The sequence below is a fragment of the Rufibacter radiotolerans genome (assembly GCF_001078055.1).
In the GTDB taxonomy this organism is placed as follows: Bacteria; Bacteroidota; Bacteroidia; order Cytophagales; family Hymenobacteraceae; genus Nibribacter; species Nibribacter radiotolerans.
In genome coordinates, this window is the sequence record NZ_CP010777.1 from 2,561,352 (window position 1) to 2,577,301 (window position 15,950).

Below are 15,950 nucleotides of genomic sequence, written 5' to 3' on the forward strand. Positions count from 1 at the left end.
ATGGCTTGTAGGGTTGGGCTAAACCTGGAAATTGCTAAGGGAGCCTGGCAAAGCTATTTGCCTGACGGAGAGTGGTTACATCAAATCTGGAGAACCCCAAATTTGAGAAACAGTTTTTGAGAGGAGAAATTTAAACAATTCTTACAGAAATGAAGAACCCTTTTAAAGGAGCATAAAAGGATGGCCAGTAAGTTGGCAGAGAGCACCGCAATAAAGAACTGACTGTTTGCGGTGTTAGCATTGAAAAAGTTATCGACTTCGTCTTCTTCTATCTCACTTTCAGTGGTATAGATCTGGATCTGGCTTTTCTCCTGACCAACGGCGGAGTACCTGGCAACGGATCTCAGGCTGTGTGGTCCGCCTACAAGACTATAAGCGGTTAAGGATCCCTGGGTGTTTTGCCGGATGTAAGAAGAGTCGCCTTGGTTATTGGATTGGGCGTAGAGAAAACCATATCCCCCCAACAGGAGGATACATAGCGACAGAAGATATTTTATGAACGCCTTACTCATCTCTGGGGCGCAAAAGTAAACCAGACTTCTGAGAAAGACAAGGATTGCACTTTTATTAGTTGGCAAAGGGGTGGCCGATTTTGTTCTGGTTGTCTCTCAAATGAGACTGAGAAAATTAATGAAAATGACCAGATTCAAAGTGATTGCTGCCTGCATTGCGTTTGAGTCCTACTTCTGCATCTTGACTTTTACAGTACCTTGAATCATGCTTCCTTCTAAGATTCCTTGCTTTAATTTATTTCTTCTTCGTCAGTAGCAGGCAATTGTCTATCCATAATCTTCAGTCTTATTTAAGGCTTTTATCCCGCCAGTAAAGGCAACTATTTACCTTATCAGCTTAGGAGAAAACTGGCCTTATTTATTACATTTGAAGGATAGACTTTCACTAATCTTCAAATCCTAAATATCTTGCTCCCCTTTATGAGAGAAGTTTACCTTTTCCTGTTGCTCTTGTTTGGTATAGTTCAAGCGCATGCCCAGGCACCCACTAAAAATTCAAACCTACGGGTATTTGTTGACTGCCAGGCCTATTGTGACCAGGATTATCTTAAAAGGGAGATCACGTATGTAGACTATGTGAATGACCGTTTCCAATCTAACGTGTATGTTTTGATCACGTCTCAGCAAACGGGCAGCGGCGGACGCGAGTACAAGCTGCAGTTCTCAGGGCAAGGCAGGTTTGTGGGGATGACGGACACACTATCGTACATCAGGCCGGCTACTGCCACCGATGATGAAGACCGGAAACAGGCGATTGAAAAAATAAAACTGGGGTTACTCCCCTTCCTTCTCAAAACCGACAAGGCCAAAGACCTGGTCATTACCTTTAAAAGCAGTGAAGAAGCCGCTGCCACTTCCGCTACTACCTCAGCCGATGATCCCTGGAACTTCTGGGTTTTCAATGTAAACCTGAGGGGCTACTTTAGCGGTGACAAAAACTACTCCAACAGCAATTTGAACGGAAGCTTTAGCGCCGGCAGGGTGACAGACAAGCTGAAAACCAATTTTTCTATTAGTGCAGACCAGAGTAAGAACCGGTACGGCGAAGGCGAAAACGAATTTAAGTTCTCTAACCGCCGCTACGACTTCAACAACCTAACCGTCTGGTCCCTCACCGATCACCTCTCCGCGGGCGGTTACCTGAGTGCCCAGCGCGCCGATTACTCCAATTACGACCTCACCCTGGCCGCCTCGCCGGCTATTGAGTATAATTTCTTCCCGTACAAAGAATCTAATAACAGTTATGTAGGCCTCATGTACAAAGCAGGCCCGCGGTACTTTGACTACAAGCAGGAGACCATTTACTTTAAGATGAAGGAATTGCGTTTCCAGCAGACCTTGTCCCTGGACCTGAGTTTCAACCAGAAATGGGGCCAGATCAGCGGGTCTACTTCCTACAGCCAGTACTTCCATGACTTTTCCAAAGACCGGCTTTCGTTTTCAGGCTACGCCGATATCCGGATCTTCAAAGGCTTTTCCTTTAACCTGGGCGGGTATTACGCCTACCAGCGGGACCAGCTGAACATCATAAAAGGCGACGTGTCTGATGAAGACCTGTTCACCAGACGCCGGCAGCTGGACTCTAATTTTGATTTCTTCTTCAACTTCGGGATCAGGTACCGGTTTGGCTCCATCTTCAACAACGTGGTCAACCCCCGCTTCCAGGGCGGGGGCGGGTCTTTCTTCTATTTTTAGGGGGCATACTAAATGTTTGCACTCCATTTAATCCCGCAGAAAAACGCGCAGAATCCTCCCTTTAAAAGGTCTTTGTAAAATATTGAGCGAAAGGATTAAGGTGTTTTGAGCCTGTTTTAGCCAAAACGGCCCCAAAATATCAATCAACTTCATCGCTTCCGTCCTAAAAAGAGAGTCCATTAAGTGCCATGGTGACTTTGGCCAAGCTGCCAAAACTGCCTTTCATGTCAAAATCAAGGCTACTCTTAACAGTAACCTATTTCCTCTCCTAACTGGGAGGGAATAGGAAGTATGCTTTCCGTTTTGGGCCTGTTTTCCAGAAAACAGGCCCAAAACGGAAAGCCTTCTAAAAGAGAGACTGTTTTTTGGGGTAGTTACAGGCCCTTCAAAGACCTAAAGATGGCAACAAGCCAATATCCTTTCAGACCCAGTAATTACACTTGAGGTTTGAGTGGCAAGCCAGGGCCTATCCTTATGAGTTCCTTTTCAGGCGAAGGCGAAACCTTCGGTCAGAAATTAGAAACCCTTGATTTATCCCAGCAAAAATACCGTCAAGGTTCTGGGCCCATGAGCACCAAGTACCAGAGATTGTTCAATATCTGCCGTTTTAGATGGTCCGGCGATGAAGACGCCGTAGCCATAGTCAGCGTTGCCGATTTGGGTATACGCGTCATGCATTAAAGGGAGAATTCCCTCTTTGGGCAAAATAATGGCCAGGTGTTGGCAAATGAAGGGAACCACGCGCACTCCTAGTAACTCCTCGGTGACCCAGGCGGCGCCGTTTTCGGCTACTCCAAAATGAGCTTTCACAATGGCCAGGTCCACATTCTCCAATTGGTGCCGGTCCTGATCCTGCAACAGGGAAGCATCGGCAAAAGAAGCCAATTCTGATACCTTAGAGATGATTCTGTGGGTGGGGCTGAAATCCTGGGACAAAATCTCCCGCACCTCTTCATAGCTTTTAACCTGGAATACACGGCTCCCGATACTGATGGCCACCTGCGTGAATTTCTCCACCAGATCAGGTGCCTCCAAGTGAAAGGAAGGCACTTCCGGCATGGGGGTTAGGGCGGGTTGATTATTCGCTACAGCGGCAAGTATTCGGTCTCTGCTACTCATCTTGGGTGCGGTTTTGGCGGTACCATTCCCCAAAAGACTGTTTGGGCGGTTGGGGCATTTCGCGCTGTTTGTACCACGGGTTAAAGGAATTACTCACCAAAAACGGAACGGTTTTCAGAAACCATCTCCCCGCTTTGCCAGATAATTTAAAAGTCTTGGGAGAGGACAGCACCGTGGCCATCGCTTTCATGCTGGCCACTTTCTGCGGGGTCACATAGCCTTCTTTCACCACTACCTGCCGCCATTTGTACAACTGGTTATGGATGTCAATCTTGACCGGGCACACGTTGGTACAGGAACCGCACAAGGTAGAGGCAAACGGTAAGTCGGCGTGCTTCTTCATATCCAGGTTAGGGGCCAGAATAGACCCGATGGGCCCCGCCACTGCACTCTGGTAGCTGTGCCCCCCGCTGCGCCGGTACACCGGGCAGGTGTTCATACAGGCCCCGCAACGTATGCATTTCAAGGAGTTCCGGAAGTCTTCCCTGCCCAATTGTACGCTACGGCCGTTGTCCACCAGCACTATATGCATTTCATGGCCGGGCCTTGGTCTTTTAAAGTGGCTGGAGTAGGTGGTGATAGGCTGGCCGGTGGCGCTTCTGGTCAATAACCGCAGGAAAACGCCCAGGTGCTCGCGCTTGGGAATCAGTTTTTCTATGCCCATGCTGGCAATGTGCACGTCGGCGAGGTGCACGCCCATGTCGGCGTTGCCTTCATTGGTGCAGACTACAAACTCGCCGGTCTCGGCAATGGCAAAGTTCACCCCGGTTAAGGCCGCGCGGCGGGTCAGGAAGGTTTCCCGTAGGTGCTGGCGCGCCGTCTCGGTAAGGACCTGCGGGTCAGACATGCCGGCCTCAGTGCCCAGGTGTTTATGGAAAATATCGCCTATCTCCTCCTTTTTCAGGTGGATGCAGGGCAGCACAATATGGCTGGGAGGCTCTTTGGCCAGCTGTACAATGCGTTCGCCCAAATCTGAATCAATGACCTCCACGCCGTGCTCCTCCAGATAGTCGTTTAGGTGACATTCCTCCGTGAGCATAGACTTGCTTTTGACCATGCGGTCTACGCCGTGTTTCTGGAGAATGGAATGCACAATCTTGTTATGCTCCAGGGCGTCTGCTGCCCAGTGCACCATCACGCCATTCGCCTGGGCCTGGGCTTCAAATTGGGTTAGGTACTGGCTTAGGTTAGAAAGGGTATGGAATTTGATTTCCGAGGCCGTTTCCCGCAGTTGTTCCCAATCAGGAATGGCAAAGGCGGCCCGGTCGCGTTTTTCTCTTATAAACCAGAGCGTCTTGTCGTGCCAGTCTACGCGGGGTTCGTCCTGGTTGAACACATCGGCTAAAGCCGAATGGTCTTTAGTAGTTCCTTCTTTCATGCGGGCACCTGCGCATTTAAAATCTCGGCAATGTGCATCACCTTCACAGGGCTTTTCTGTCTTCTCAAGATTCCCTCCATGTGCATCAGGCAACTCATGTCGGCGCCAGTGATAATTTCTGCGTTATTTCGTAGATGATCGGTGACGCGGTCTTTGCCCATTTTCACCGACACCGCCTCTTCGGTCACGCAGAAGGTGCCACCAAAGCCGCAGCACTCGTCTTTTCTGGTGAGAGCAATTAGTTCCAGATCCTGCACCATGTTGAGCAGCTTTTCGGGTTTGGAAAACGCCGGAGCCACCAGCTCAGACATCTGGGCCAGGCCCAACCCACGTTGGCCATGGCAGCTTTGGTGCAGCCCTACTTTGTAGGGAAACCTTGCCGGTAATGATTCTATTCTCAGGACATCCGTCAGGAACTCCACCAACTCATACACCTTACTCCTGATGGCCTGCGCCTGGGCCTCGTACTTGTTTGAGTGCAAGTGGTCTTTCACGTGCAACACACAGCTCCCGGAGGGCGACACGATGTAATCAAACTTCTTGAAATTCTGGATAAAAAGGTTGTTGCAGTCTTTGGTGAGGTGCTCAAAACCAGAGTTGGCCATGGGCTGGCCGCAACAGGTTTGCCGCACCGGGTACACGACGGTCACCCCTGCTTTCTCCAGCAGTTCCAGCGTGGCCACGGCCGCGTTGGGGTAAAATTGGTCTACAAAACAAGGGATAAAAAGCCCTACGGTCATAAGTTAAGCCTCTTGGTGCGCGATGGCGTAATACTTCAGTTCAATAATGTCATTGGGCAGGGGCTTGGTGTTCCAATGTTGATGAATGGCTAGGGCCGTGCCGATGGCCGTGGCCTGTGCCATGGAAGCCGCATATACTTCCTTGTCCGGGAAAGCGGCCGCCAGCAGGTTCATGTAAATGGCGTTCTTACTGAAGCCACCATCCACGAAAATGCGTCTCACGCCGGTGCCCTGCAGCACCAGTTTAGAAGAGGCCACCTGCTGGGCCACCAAGTCCAAAATAAGCTGGTGATAGGCTTCAATACCAGTGACAAAGGAAGTCAACTCCCGCTCCGCGAAACCAGAGGTGGGCAAGGCTTTTCCGTCTGACAAGGTGGTGGCGCTGGGGGCCTGCTCGGTAATCAGTTTCTGGATAAGGTCGGGTTCATAGGCCACCGTCTTGAACACCACCGAGCTCATGTTGAAGTGCGTGGCAATGCGTTTCACCTGCTGCTCGTGCTCATACCCGCCAAAGAACCTGGACGCTTTCACGGGCTTCCCTTTATACTGCAGGTAGCTAAGGCAGTCCTGCTTCAGTTCCTCGCTGGTCAGTGGGGCGGTGTTAAACGGGTTCAGCGTGATGCACCAGGTACCTGTAGAGATAAGCGCGAAAGGCTCGTGGAAATTTACCAGGTACGGAATCAAGGCGGCAGAGCTGTCATGCAGGCCAATGCCTACTTTGTAGCTGTTTCCTGGAAAACAGGCCGGAAGCACTTCATCGGCTCCTTTCAAAGGTGCCAGTTTCTCCCTTATACCTTCCTGGTTTACCCAGTCATGATAATCGCCCGTGGCGAAGTCCCAGAGGTTGGTATGGCAGCCAATGCTGGTAATATCTGTATAGAACTCCCCGGAGATAAGGTAGCTTAAATACTGTGGCAGGTGCAGCGCGCACTTCAGCTTTTTAAAAATTTCTGGCTTCTCATACTTAAGCCGGTACAGCTGCATCCCCGAATTCAGACTGCCTAATACCGGCGAGGCGGTGGCTTTGGAGAATGCCTCTTCGCCGCCGTAGGTGGCGTAAAATTGTTGTTGCAGCGCTTCTGGGTAAGGCTTCAGGTAGTTGTAAAGCGGAGTCAACGGTTTACCGTCCTCATCCAGGTACACAAAGCTGGCCCCGTAGGTAGAGAAGTTGATGGCCTTTATCTCAAACTCATTGCGCTTGAATACATCTCGCAACGAGTCAAAGACCGATAGCCGCAGGCTTTCCAGGTTCTCGCAGGGCTCCCCGTCTTCGTCTACCGTTTCCAGAAACCGCGCCGACCGTTCGTACACTATTTTGTAGTGCTCGTCAAAGAGGAACAGTTTCTTGTTGGTCTTGCCTACGTCAAAAATGGCGACTACTGGAATCTTCTGCATGCCTGGTTTAATGAGGGATTGAGTGAAGGAGAGAATGAAAGCGTTTGATTCTACTTCCATTCCCCCTATCAAGTCTACATTTAAAACACTTATAAACCAGAGGACACCGTTTTCAACCCTCTCTCCTGAATCAGGTTCTCGCGCACCTTTAACTGGCGGTAAAGTTGCAAGGCGTTGGAGGCGCCACCGGCTCTTACCTGGGCTTCTGCTACCAAAGCCCGCACATCGGTACGGAAGGCGTCTTGCAGGATTTCCTGTGCGCGGGCCACGTCATTGTTCTGTTGGGCCTCGGCCAGGGCCGTTCTGTCTACGATCAAGGACTGCGCGTAGGCAATCATGATGGCCTGCACCGACTGCAGTAAATCTTCCAGCGGGTCTTTGAGGTTATGGGAGGCGTCAATCATCCAGCCCAAATCAGTGGCGTGGTTCATGCCACGGGCGTCCATACCTTCTACCAGTTCATTGAAAATCAGGAAAAGCTGGTAGGGTTTGATGCTGCCGGCGGTGAGGTCATCGTCTGAGTACTTGGAGTCATTGAAGTGGAATCCTCCCAGTTTTCCTTCCATGAGCAGCAAAGAGACAATCTGCTCAATGTTGGCATTAGGCAAATGGTGGCCCAGGTCTACCAGGGTATAAGCTTTGTCGCCCAGTTTATTGGCCAGTAGCAACGATTGGCCCCAATCACCAATGGTGGTAGAGTAGAAATTCGGCTCAAAGGCTTTGTACTCCACGTACATTTTCCAGTTATCGGGCATGGCCGCGTACACTTCCTGCAATGACTCCAGGGTATTCTGGAACGCCTTCCTGAAGTTCAACTGACCCGGAAAACTGGAGCCATCGGCGAGCCACACGGTCAAAGACTCAGAACCCAGCGCGATGCCGTGTTTGATCACTTCAATGTTGTGGTCAATGGCCTGCTGGCGCACCGCTTTGTCAGTGTGCTGCATAGAGCCAAATTTGTAGCTCTTTTGCTGGTTAGCCTGGTCCTGGAAAGTGTTGGAATTGACGGCATCAAAGGTAAGACCGTACTGCGCCGCCAGGGATTTGGTGGCTTGGTAATCCTGGGGGATGTCCCAGGGAATGTGCAGGGAAATAGCGCCGCAGGAACGGTTCAGGGAATGAAGTAAACCCACATCCTCAATCTTTTCTTCCAGGCTGCGGGGCTCACCGCCACCCGAGAAACGCCCGAAGCGGGTTCCGCCGGTGCCCAACGCCCACGACGGAATGGCAATCTGGAAATCCACTAGTTTCTGCAGCACGTCCTCCACGTTGGAAAGGCCCTCGGCCAGGAACTCAAATTTACGGGTATGCGCTGCCTGCTGGGCGTAATTGAATTCGTCTATCTTGTATTTCTCTAATTGCATGGCTTTGTTTGTTAGGCTTCTCTCCTACTTTGATCAAGATTTAGAGAAGTAGCTGCAGATGTTGTTTTGAGGCTGTTTTCAGAAAAACAGGCCCAAAACGTTGAATAGGGTTGTACTTAAAATCTTGCTTCTTCTCCTGGCCCCTTAAAAATGAACTTTAAAGAAGAAATGAAACACATCTCTGCTTAAAAGGAAAATTCCCGTTGAAAGTCAGAGTCAAAAAAAATCCTGTTTCGGGGCCGTTTTCAGAAAACAGCCCCGAAACAGGAATATAACCATTTACCGCGGGAAAGCCATGGCTACGCCGCCGTCCACGTTGAGCATATTGCCCGTAGATTTGCTCAACAAGCCGCCCACAAACGCGAAGCAGGCATTGGCGATGTCTTCCGGCAAAATGATTTGGTTGAGTAAGGTGCGCTTGGCGTAATACGCCGGAAGTTCCTCTACCGTGATACCATAGGCCTTGGCACGGCCCTCGGCCCAACCGCCAGCCCAAATATTGCTGTCTGAAATCACGGCGTCTGGGTTCACCACGTTCACCCTAATGCCATCGGCACCCAGCTCAGCGGCGTTCAGGCGGCTCAGGTGCAGTTGGGCGGCTTTGGCGCTGCCGTAACCGGCGTTGTTAGGGCCGCTTACCAAGGCGTTTTTGCTCACAATGTTCAGGATATCACCCCCGATGGCTTGCTTGCGCATTACCTCTACGGCGGCCTGGGTCACGAAGAACTGGCCTTTTACCAGCACGTCATACAGCAGATCCCAATCCTTCTCTTCATGGGCCTCAATGGTTTTGGAGATGGACAGACCGGCGTTGTTAATCACAATGTCAATGCCGCCAAAGGCCAGGGCCGCGGTAGCAAAGGCTTGCTCAATATCCGTGCTGTTGGTCACGTCCAGGCGGGCAGCCACGCAGGAATCCTTGCCATACTTTTTATGGAATTCATCGCAGGCGCCTTGCAGACGCTCCTCGTTCATGTCGTTAAGGATAACCACGCCGCCTTCATCCACAAACTTGCGGGCAATGGCTTTGCCAATACCACCGGCACTGCCCGTGATGAGGGCAATCTTGCCAGAAAGGGCTTTGGGCTTGGGCATGCGCTGCAACTTCGCTTCTTCCAGGAGCCAGTACTCAATGTCAAACGCTTCCTGACGCGGCAATGAGGTATACTCAGAGATGGCCTCGGCGCCCTTCATCACATTGATGGCGTTAAGGTAAAATTCTGAGGCCACACGGGCGGTCTGCTTGTCTTTGGAGAACGAGAACATGCCCACGCCCGGGAACAGAATAATCACCGGGTTCGCGTCGCGCACGGCCGGGCTGTTGGCGTGTTTGCAGGATTCGTAGTACTGGGTATACATCTGGCGGTACTCGGCAAAGGCCGGGGCCAAACGCTCTTTCAGGGCTTTCACATCAGACAGGTCCTCACCGGGCTGCAGGTCCAGGACTAACGGACTGATCTTGGTGCGCAGGAAATGGTCTGGGCAGCTGGTTCCCATAGGGGCCAAACGGGCCAGGTCATGGGAATTGATGAATTCAAGCACGCGGGCATCATCGGTGAAATGGCCAATCATGTGGCGCTCACTGGAGCAGAAGCCGCGCAACACCGGGGCCAGGGCCGCAGCTTGTTTCAGACGCTCATTGGCGGGTAGACTTTCCAGTTTGGCTCCGCCAAAGGCTGGGCCGTTCTGTGTGAAGTTATCTTCCAGGTTCTCAGCGCAAAGTTCTATCACCTCCAGGGTATTCAGGTAGCTTTCATAGGCGGTATCGCCCCAGGTGAAAAGTCCGTGGGAGCCAAGCATGATGCCCCGTATGCCCGGGTTCTCTTCCAGGCACTGGCGCAACTGGAGACCCAGGTCAAAGCCCGGACGCTGCCAGTCTACCCAGCCAATAGAACCCCCAAATAACTCCTGGGTGATTCGCTTGCCGTCTTTGGCCGCCGCAATGGCGATGGCCGCATCTGGGTGCAGGTGGTCTATGTGTTTGAACGGCAAAAATCCGTGCAAAGGAGTGTCAATAGACGGAGCCTTAGAACTCAGGTCAAAGATGCTGTGGTTGAAAAGCTCCACCATCTCATCTTCGTGCTCTATGCCACGGTACACATTCTCCAGGCTGTGCAGGCGGTCTACGTACAAAGCCGCCAGTCCGCTTTTCTTCAAGGTACCCAAATCACCACCTGAGCCTTTGATCCACATCACCTCGGTCTCCTGACCAGTCAATGGGTCTTTGGCCGTGGTCTTGCAAGAGGTATTGCCACCCCCGTAATTGGTCAGGCGCAAATCGGCCCCCAACAAGTTAGACCGGTAAATCAGCAGCGCTACTTCGTCGCCTTCAAGTCTGGCCGCTTCGGCCTCGTCCCACAAATAGCTCACGTGCTTGTAGGTGGTTTTTGTCTTTACTTCTGACATATGCCTCAAATGAATGTGTTAATGATAATCCCCTCTTCCCGCGGGAAAGGCTTTTTGGTTTTCGTATTATTTTATAAAATCAGGCTATAAATGCGGTTTTCACTTACAGGGAATTCCCTATCCCTACCACTACAATGGAAGTCATGATGATGGCCACTCCCGCCACAATGGTCTGGAAGGTTTTGCGCTGCACCCCTTTCCACTCGCCTAAAATCATGCCCCACATATTGGAGATAAGGATGATGAAGGCCATGTGCAGAATCCAGGAACTGGCACCGTTGCCCAGTTTGCTCTCACCCATACCGTAGAAAAAGAACTGCATGAACCAGGTAATACCGGCCAAGGCCGAGAAGACGTAGTTTCTAAGAAGGGGCGTGTTTTTCTTGGTATAATCTCCGAAGGTCTTGTTGCGGGCATTCAGGATCATGCACCAGATAAAGTTGGTGGTAAGGCCGCCCCAGAGAATAACCACAAAGGTCACGTTGTTCTGGAACAACGGGTTACCGCCGGTTTGCACGGCCACCTCGGCCAATGGCTTGCCGGCCTCAATGCCGTAGTTGAAACAGGCGCTCAGGATACCGGAGATTACCCCTACCGTGAAGCCTTTCTTGAGGTCAAACTCTTTCACGCCAACTTCTTTCTGCTCGGTGGTGAGGTCTTTCTCCTTCATGGTACCGGCCTTTCCGCAGACCGCAATCCCAATCAGGCAAATCATAATACCGGCCAATACCACCAAACCACCCGTGGTTTGCAGCATACCCGTAAACGTTTCGCCTTTATCGCTGCCCACAATGTCTCTGTAGATGGGCGGCACCAGGGCCCCAAAGGCAGAAGAAAAACCCAGCATGAATGACATACCCAAAGAAACCCCCAGATACCGCAAGCCTAGCCCGAACGTCAAGCCCCCAATCCCCCAGAGCAAGCCCATGAGGTAGGTCCAGAACACGGTTTCACTGCTGGCGTTGGCAATGATGCCCATGAAGTCTGGGACGGTGAGATAAGCCGCCACCAGGGGCGCCAGTAACCAGGAGAAAATCCCCCCTACTATCCAGTAAGATTCCCAGGCCCACCCTTTTACTTTTTTGTAAGGAATGTAAAAGCTACCAGAGGCGAAGCCGCCAATAAAGTGAAAAATGACGCCAAGAACCGCTTGCATAAATGGGGTTTAGGTTGAATGATAGTCCAAGATAGAGGGATGTTAGAAAAACACTATCCTGTACTGTCATGGCAGGCCGCCATTTTTTGAATAACAGGGGGATATGGCGGCTCTTTTTTTCAACCAATATCACCGTTGGCGGAAATATTAATTTATCCTTAAAATTAGGGTCAAGGGCTAATACCGGGGAAAGTGTGTAAAAGACAGAATCTGGTGTTTCCTTAAATATTGGGGCAGGTAGCGAACTGTACCGGGCGGCCATGCATCTCTTTCTTCTGCTGAGGTTTGAGCTTAGGGTGCTAATAATAATGGGACTAGAACGCCACGGGCACTACTGGCACAGATGCTCGCAGTTCCTCCGGACGCAACGAGGTCTTGTTAGTAGCTTCTTTGTGTTTTGGGCCTGTTTTAAGAAAAACAGCCTCAAAACAGGCTTAACTGCCAAAGCCGTCATCCCCCTTCCCCCGCTAAAGGGGGACGAGGAAGAGGGAAAAAGTGGGCTACTGGTCTTTAAACGTTACTTCAGCAATTTCTCAAATTCCGCTTTAGTGACTTTGAAGATTGTGCCGTGGCGCATGCCTTTGGGAAAGGAGATTTTATTTGAAATATCTTCCCAGGTTTTCAAATCTTCTGATTGCACGGCGCCCATGGCATGGCTGGTATACTTATCAAAGTACACTAACCATTTGTTGCCTAATTGCAAGGTAGTAGGGCCTTCTGCCCAGTATTTACCAGTTATGGGAGCGCTGGCGGCGGTATAGGGCCCGGTTAAGTTCTTGCTGGTGGCTACTTTCAGGTTCTTCTGGGCGGGTTCACGGGTCTCGTCTTTCAGGAACATCACGTACCCGTCACGGCCCTTCACAATGCTGGCATCTATCACGTTAAAGCCGGGCTCGTACAGGAGCTTGGTGGGGCTGTAGGTTTTGAAGTCTTTGGTGGTGACGTAATAGATGCGGTGGTTGTAGCCGGCATCCATCTTAGATTGCGTCTCGGGGTAGAGGCCGGTAATGGTGGTAGCCCAGTAGATCATGTACTCCTTGGAGCGGGCATCATAGCTAATCTCCGGGGCCCAGGTGTTGCGGGCGCCTTCCTCATGCGCCATCACCGGCACGAACTTCTGTTCAGACCACTGCAGCAAATCCGGGGAACTGGCGTAGCCTATCCCCTTTTCGTTCCAGCTTACGGTCCAGACCATATGGAATTTGCCATCACCGCCCCTAATGATGCAGGGGTCGCGCATGAGTTTGTCTTTGCCGGCGGTAGGCTTCAGAAAAATGGAATCGTTCTTCAGGGCTTTCCACTGGTAGCCGTCCATGCTGTAAGCCAGGTGCAGTCCGTCTCCGTTGCCCTTGAAGTAAGAAAACAGGAACACTTCTTCCTTTGCCCCTGTTTTCTGCAGCACCGTGCAGGAGAAAAGGGAAAAAACTAGTAAAAGGGAGCAAAAAAATGGTTTCATATACTGTATTGTTGGCAGCTGGCTAGCCGTGAAAACCCTTGTAGATTTCTCCTGTTGCCTGCCCTTTTTCTTTATCCTCGTATTTGATAATTTAATCACTTTTAATTACCGTCTGGCTTTAACAGGCTGGTATTAGGGCTGGCCGGCCACTGGAAATCCTGGAAGGCATCTGGTTTTTTTGGGTCAAAAGTGGGCATCTCTACCAAGTAATTAGCCAGCTTCAGTTTATTGGCTTTAATGCCTTCTGCTACAATTTTGGCTATTTGGTAAGCGCCATACGGGTTGAAATGCGTGTTGTCGTTCAGGTTCTGCTCCGGGTAAATGACAAAAGCGTTTTTAGAGCCTTCCACGCCCAGGGCTTCATACATAGTAGTAGTGTGGGCCGTAAGGTCTATCAGGGGGACGTTGGCTTCCAGAGCTACTTTCCTGGCCGCATCTGGGTAATCGCCGTGCGAATTGGTCATCACGCCATCTTTGAAAGACCGGCGGGCTGTGGGCGTTAAAATCACCAGATGGCCGCCTTTGCCTTTCACCTCCCGGGCAAAGTGTTGCAGACGTTCGGTGTAAGACTTATAGGGGCCGGCATTGGGCCCTTTTTCCTTTTCGTCATTGTGCCCAAACTCCACAAACACATAGTCGCCGGGCTTGATCACACTCAAAATCTTGTCCAGGCGCCGGCTACTGATAAAACTGCCCAACGACAAACCCGATTCTGCATGGTTGGCGATGGCCACGCCCGGCTTGAAGAACCGCGGGATCATCTGACCCCAGGATGCCCAGGGCTCATTTTCCTGGTTCACCACCGTAGAGTTGCCCGCCAGGAAAACAGTTATCTGGTCCTCCACCTTGGTGATCTCCACGGCCGCCAGGGCTGGCTGTAAGGCAAACTCCAAGGTAAGTTTATTGTCCCAATCCAGCTTAGACTCTTCCCTTTCTTTCAGGCCTACTTTAGTAGTGCCATTAATTTGCCGGTCTTTGATATTGACAATAAAGGTCTTGGTCACAAACTCTCCAGCATTGGTGGCCACCTTCTCCAGCATTAACCGCCGGGATTCTGCTTTCACCGTGGTGGTGGATTTGCTTTTGGAATCTCCCAGGGTTACAGTCACTTTATAGTTACCCTCAGGAACCTTAACCGAGAAATAGAAGGGCTTTTCACTGGTGATGTAATCCCGTTTTAAGGCATCTTTTCCCCCGCGGTCTACCTCCTTCACCGGCGTGCTGGCCTCAAAACCGAAGCCTGTTTTTTCTGAGTAAGTATCTGCCGCCGAGACCCGGGTATAGCCCTTAGCTACTTCTTTCCCCCCGAAATCATATTTACAGGTAGCTTTTTGGGCCAATGCGGTAGACCCAACCAATAAGAGGGCCAACAGGCAGACGCCTGGTCTTTTCACGCTTTTCATAAGGATGCTCATAACGTAAGGGGAAAAGGAAATCTCCTTTGAAGGAATGATCCTGTTTTGGGCCCGTTTTCCGAAAAACAGGCCCAAAACAGAAATTTCATTTTTCAGGGTAATGGTTGAAACGTTTATGACGTTTAACTACCGTTTATTTCATTTTCATGATCTCGGTGCCAGCCAGCAGAAAACAGCCTAAACCATAGTCCTCAAAATCTGGCTTGCTGGTGTAGCTCACTGGCTGACTGTCTTTGGGCTCTTTGCCTGTGCCTTGTAAGTATCCCAGGAACCCGTTGGGGTGCACGGCCTCTTTGATCATGGCATTCCAGGCCTTGGCAATAATGGGAGTGTACAGCTTCTTATCCAACAGGCCATTGTTCACGCCCCAAGCCATGCCATAGGCAAACAAGGCGGTACCGGAGGTTTCTTTTCCGCCAAAATGATTCGGGTCATGTAAGCTCACGTTCCAAAAGCCATCTTCCCGTTGAAGCGGTACGAGGGCCTTCATCATTTCAAGGTAGGTTGTCTGGTATTCCTGATAGTTGGGGTGGTCTTTAGGCAACATGCTCATCACGCGTACCAACGCTCCTACTACCCAGCCGTTTCCTCTGGACCAGTAGATATCTTTCCCGTTTGGCGATTTCACCGGCGGTACAAAATCTTTATCTCGCCACCACAGGCCATGTTCTTGATTGTATAGGCCCCCGCCAATCTGGTTTTTAGTAGCCAGATACATTTCGTGCATTTTTTTGTAGTAGCTGTCGGCACTTTCCGGGTACACTTGTGCTAACTGGGTGTACAGGGGCATCGCCATCATAAGGGCGTCAATCCAATCCCAGTCATTCACTTTGGTGCTGTTCACCATGTTATCCATAGAGGCCTTGATAGACCGAATGCGCTCTGGCTTCGGATCTATTTTATACAGGTCAATGAAGGTTTGGCCGCAGGTCTGGTAGTCAGCATGACGTATATTGTCGCCCCCTGTCAGGCCCCATTTGTGTTTCTGGCCCCAATCCACCGCGTACTCATAATACCGTTGCTGCGGGTCTGAGCGGTAGAGTTCCATGAGGCCAATGTAGTAGATTCCGCGGGTCCAAATGTTGCTGGGCCGGGTTTTATTGGTCACTATCTCCTTGCCCGGGTCTGGCCACTTCTGCATGAAGTAGTCATTGGTGAGCCGCAGGGTCTTCAGTATTTTTTTCTTTTTGGGTAACCGCTCTGTCTGGGCCTGCGCCACGGTGCAAAGAAACAGGACACTTAGCAGGAAAAAGCTTTTGAGGGAAGCTGCGCGAATCGTCATTAAACTAGGCTTTTTATTTTTAAGGGGGGAAA

At 50.9% G+C, this 15,950-nt stretch carries 11 protein-coding genes; 1 reads left to right on the top strand and 10 read right to left on the bottom strand.

Annotation, left to right across the window (positions count from 1 at the left end):
* Positions 1–932: 932 nt before the first annotated feature.
* Entirely contained in the window at positions 933–2,207 is a 1,275-nt protein-coding gene (locus TH63_RS10675) for a hypothetical protein (RefSeq protein WP_156180539.1), read from the top strand.
* Between the two features lie 531 nt (positions 2,208–2,738).
* Here the strand turns inward: TH63_RS10675 and TH63_RS10680 are convergent.
* The 10 genes from TH63_RS10680 to TH63_RS10725 form a co-directional block, all read right to left on the bottom strand.
* Positions 2,739–3,326 (bottom strand): LutC/YkgG family protein, encoded by a 588-nt coding sequence (locus tag TH63_RS10680; RefSeq protein WP_048920937.1) that lies wholly within the window; start codon positions 3,324–3,326, stop codon positions 2,739–2,741.
* Positions 3,319–4,704 (bottom strand): lactate utilization protein B, encoded by a 1,386-nt coding sequence (locus TH63_RS10685; protein WP_048920938.1) that lies wholly within the window; start codon positions 4,702–4,704, stop codon positions 3,319–3,321. Before TH63_RS10685 ends, TH63_RS10680 begins: the two co-directional genes overlap by 8 nt.
* The gene (locus tag TH63_RS10690; RefSeq protein WP_048920939.1) at positions 4,701–5,444 is read right to left on the bottom strand and encodes a (Fe-S)-binding protein; all 744 of its coding nucleotides are present in this window, start codon (positions 5,442–5,444) and stop codon (positions 4,701–4,703) included. The genes TH63_RS10685 and TH63_RS10690 overlap by 4 nt, the downstream gene beginning before the upstream one ends.
* Positions 5,445–5,447: 3 nt before the next feature.
* A complete protein-coding gene (locus TH63_RS10695; protein WP_048922749.1) occupies positions 5,448–6,839 on the bottom strand; it encodes an FGGY-family carbohydrate kinase in 1,392 nt (463 codons plus the stop codon).
* Between the two features lie 89 nt (positions 6,840–6,928).
* A complete protein-coding gene (locus TH63_RS10700) occupies positions 6,929–8,203 on the bottom strand; it encodes a sugar isomerase (protein ID WP_048920940.1) in 1,275 nt (424 codons plus the stop codon).
* A gap of 279 nt (positions 8,204–8,482) precedes the next feature.
* The gene (locus tag TH63_RS10705; RefSeq protein ID WP_048920941.1) at positions 8,483–10,609 is read right to left on the bottom strand and encodes a bifunctional rhamnulose-1-phosphate aldolase/short-chain dehydrogenase; all 2,127 of its coding nucleotides are present in this window, start codon (positions 10,607–10,609) and stop codon (positions 8,483–8,485) included.
* 103 nt (positions 10,610–10,712) lie between these two features.
* Positions 10,713–11,765, bottom strand: a complete 1,053-nt coding sequence (gene rhaT, locus TH63_RS10710; protein WP_048920942.1) for an L-rhamnose/proton symporter RhaT — start codon at positions 11,763–11,765, stop codon at positions 10,713–10,715.
* 517 nt (positions 11,766–12,282) lie between these two features.
* A complete protein-coding gene (locus TH63_RS10715; protein ID WP_053093782.1) occupies positions 12,283–13,221 on the bottom strand; it encodes a glycoside hydrolase family 43 protein in 939 nt (312 codons plus the stop codon).
* A 101-nt stretch (positions 13,222–13,322) separates the two neighbouring features.
* Entirely contained in the window at positions 13,323–14,636 is a 1,314-nt protein-coding gene (locus TH63_RS10720; protein ID WP_231583460.1) for a rhamnogalacturonan acetylesterase, read from the bottom strand.
* Positions 14,637–14,769: 133 nt separating this feature from the next.
* On the bottom strand, positions 14,770–15,918 hold the full coding sequence (locus tag TH63_RS10725; protein WP_197088540.1) for a glycoside hydrolase family 88/105 protein: 1,149 nt from the start codon (positions 15,916–15,918) through the stop codon (positions 14,770–14,772).
* Positions 15,919–15,950: the final 32 nt, after the last annotated feature.

Coding starts and splice junctions, on each gene's coding strand:
- TH63_RS10675 (WP_156180539.1), top strand. CDS start 933: ATGAGAGAAGTTTACCTTTTCCTGTTGCTCTTGTTTGGTATAGTTCAA.
- TH63_RS10680 (WP_048920937.1), bottom strand. CDS start 3,326: ATGAGTAGCAGAGACCGAATACTTGCCGCTGTAGCGAATAATCAACCC.
- TH63_RS10685 (WP_048920938.1), bottom strand. CDS start 4,704: ATGAAAGAAGGAACTACTAAAGACCATTCGGCTTTAGCCGATGTGTTC.
- TH63_RS10690 (WP_048920939.1), bottom strand. CDS start 5,444: ATGACCGTAGGGCTTTTTATCCCTTGTTTTGTAGACCAATTTTACCCC.
- TH63_RS10695 (WP_048922749.1), bottom strand. CDS start 6,839: ATGCAGAAGATTCCAGTAGTCGCCATTTTTGACGTAGGCAAGACCAAC.
- TH63_RS10700 (WP_048920940.1), bottom strand. CDS start 8,203: ATGCAATTAGAGAAATACAAGATAGACGAATTCAATTACGCCCAGCAG.
- TH63_RS10705 (WP_048920941.1), bottom strand. CDS start 10,609: ATGTCAGAAGTAAAGACAAAAACCACCTACAAGCACGTGAGCTATTTG.
- rhaT (WP_048920942.1), bottom strand. CDS start 11,765: ATGCAAGCGGTTCTTGGCGTCATTTTTCACTTTATTGGCGGCTTCGCC.
- TH63_RS10715 (WP_053093782.1), bottom strand. CDS start 13,221: ATGAAACCATTTTTTTGCTCCCTTTTACTAGTTTTTTCCCTTTTCTCC.
- TH63_RS10720 (WP_231583460.1), bottom strand. CDS start 14,636: ATGAGCATCCTTATGAAAAGCGTGAAAAGACCAGGCGTCTGCCTGTTG.
- TH63_RS10725 (WP_197088540.1), bottom strand. CDS start 15,918: ATGACGATTCGCGCAGCTTCCCTCAAAAGCTTTTTCCTGCTAAGTGTC.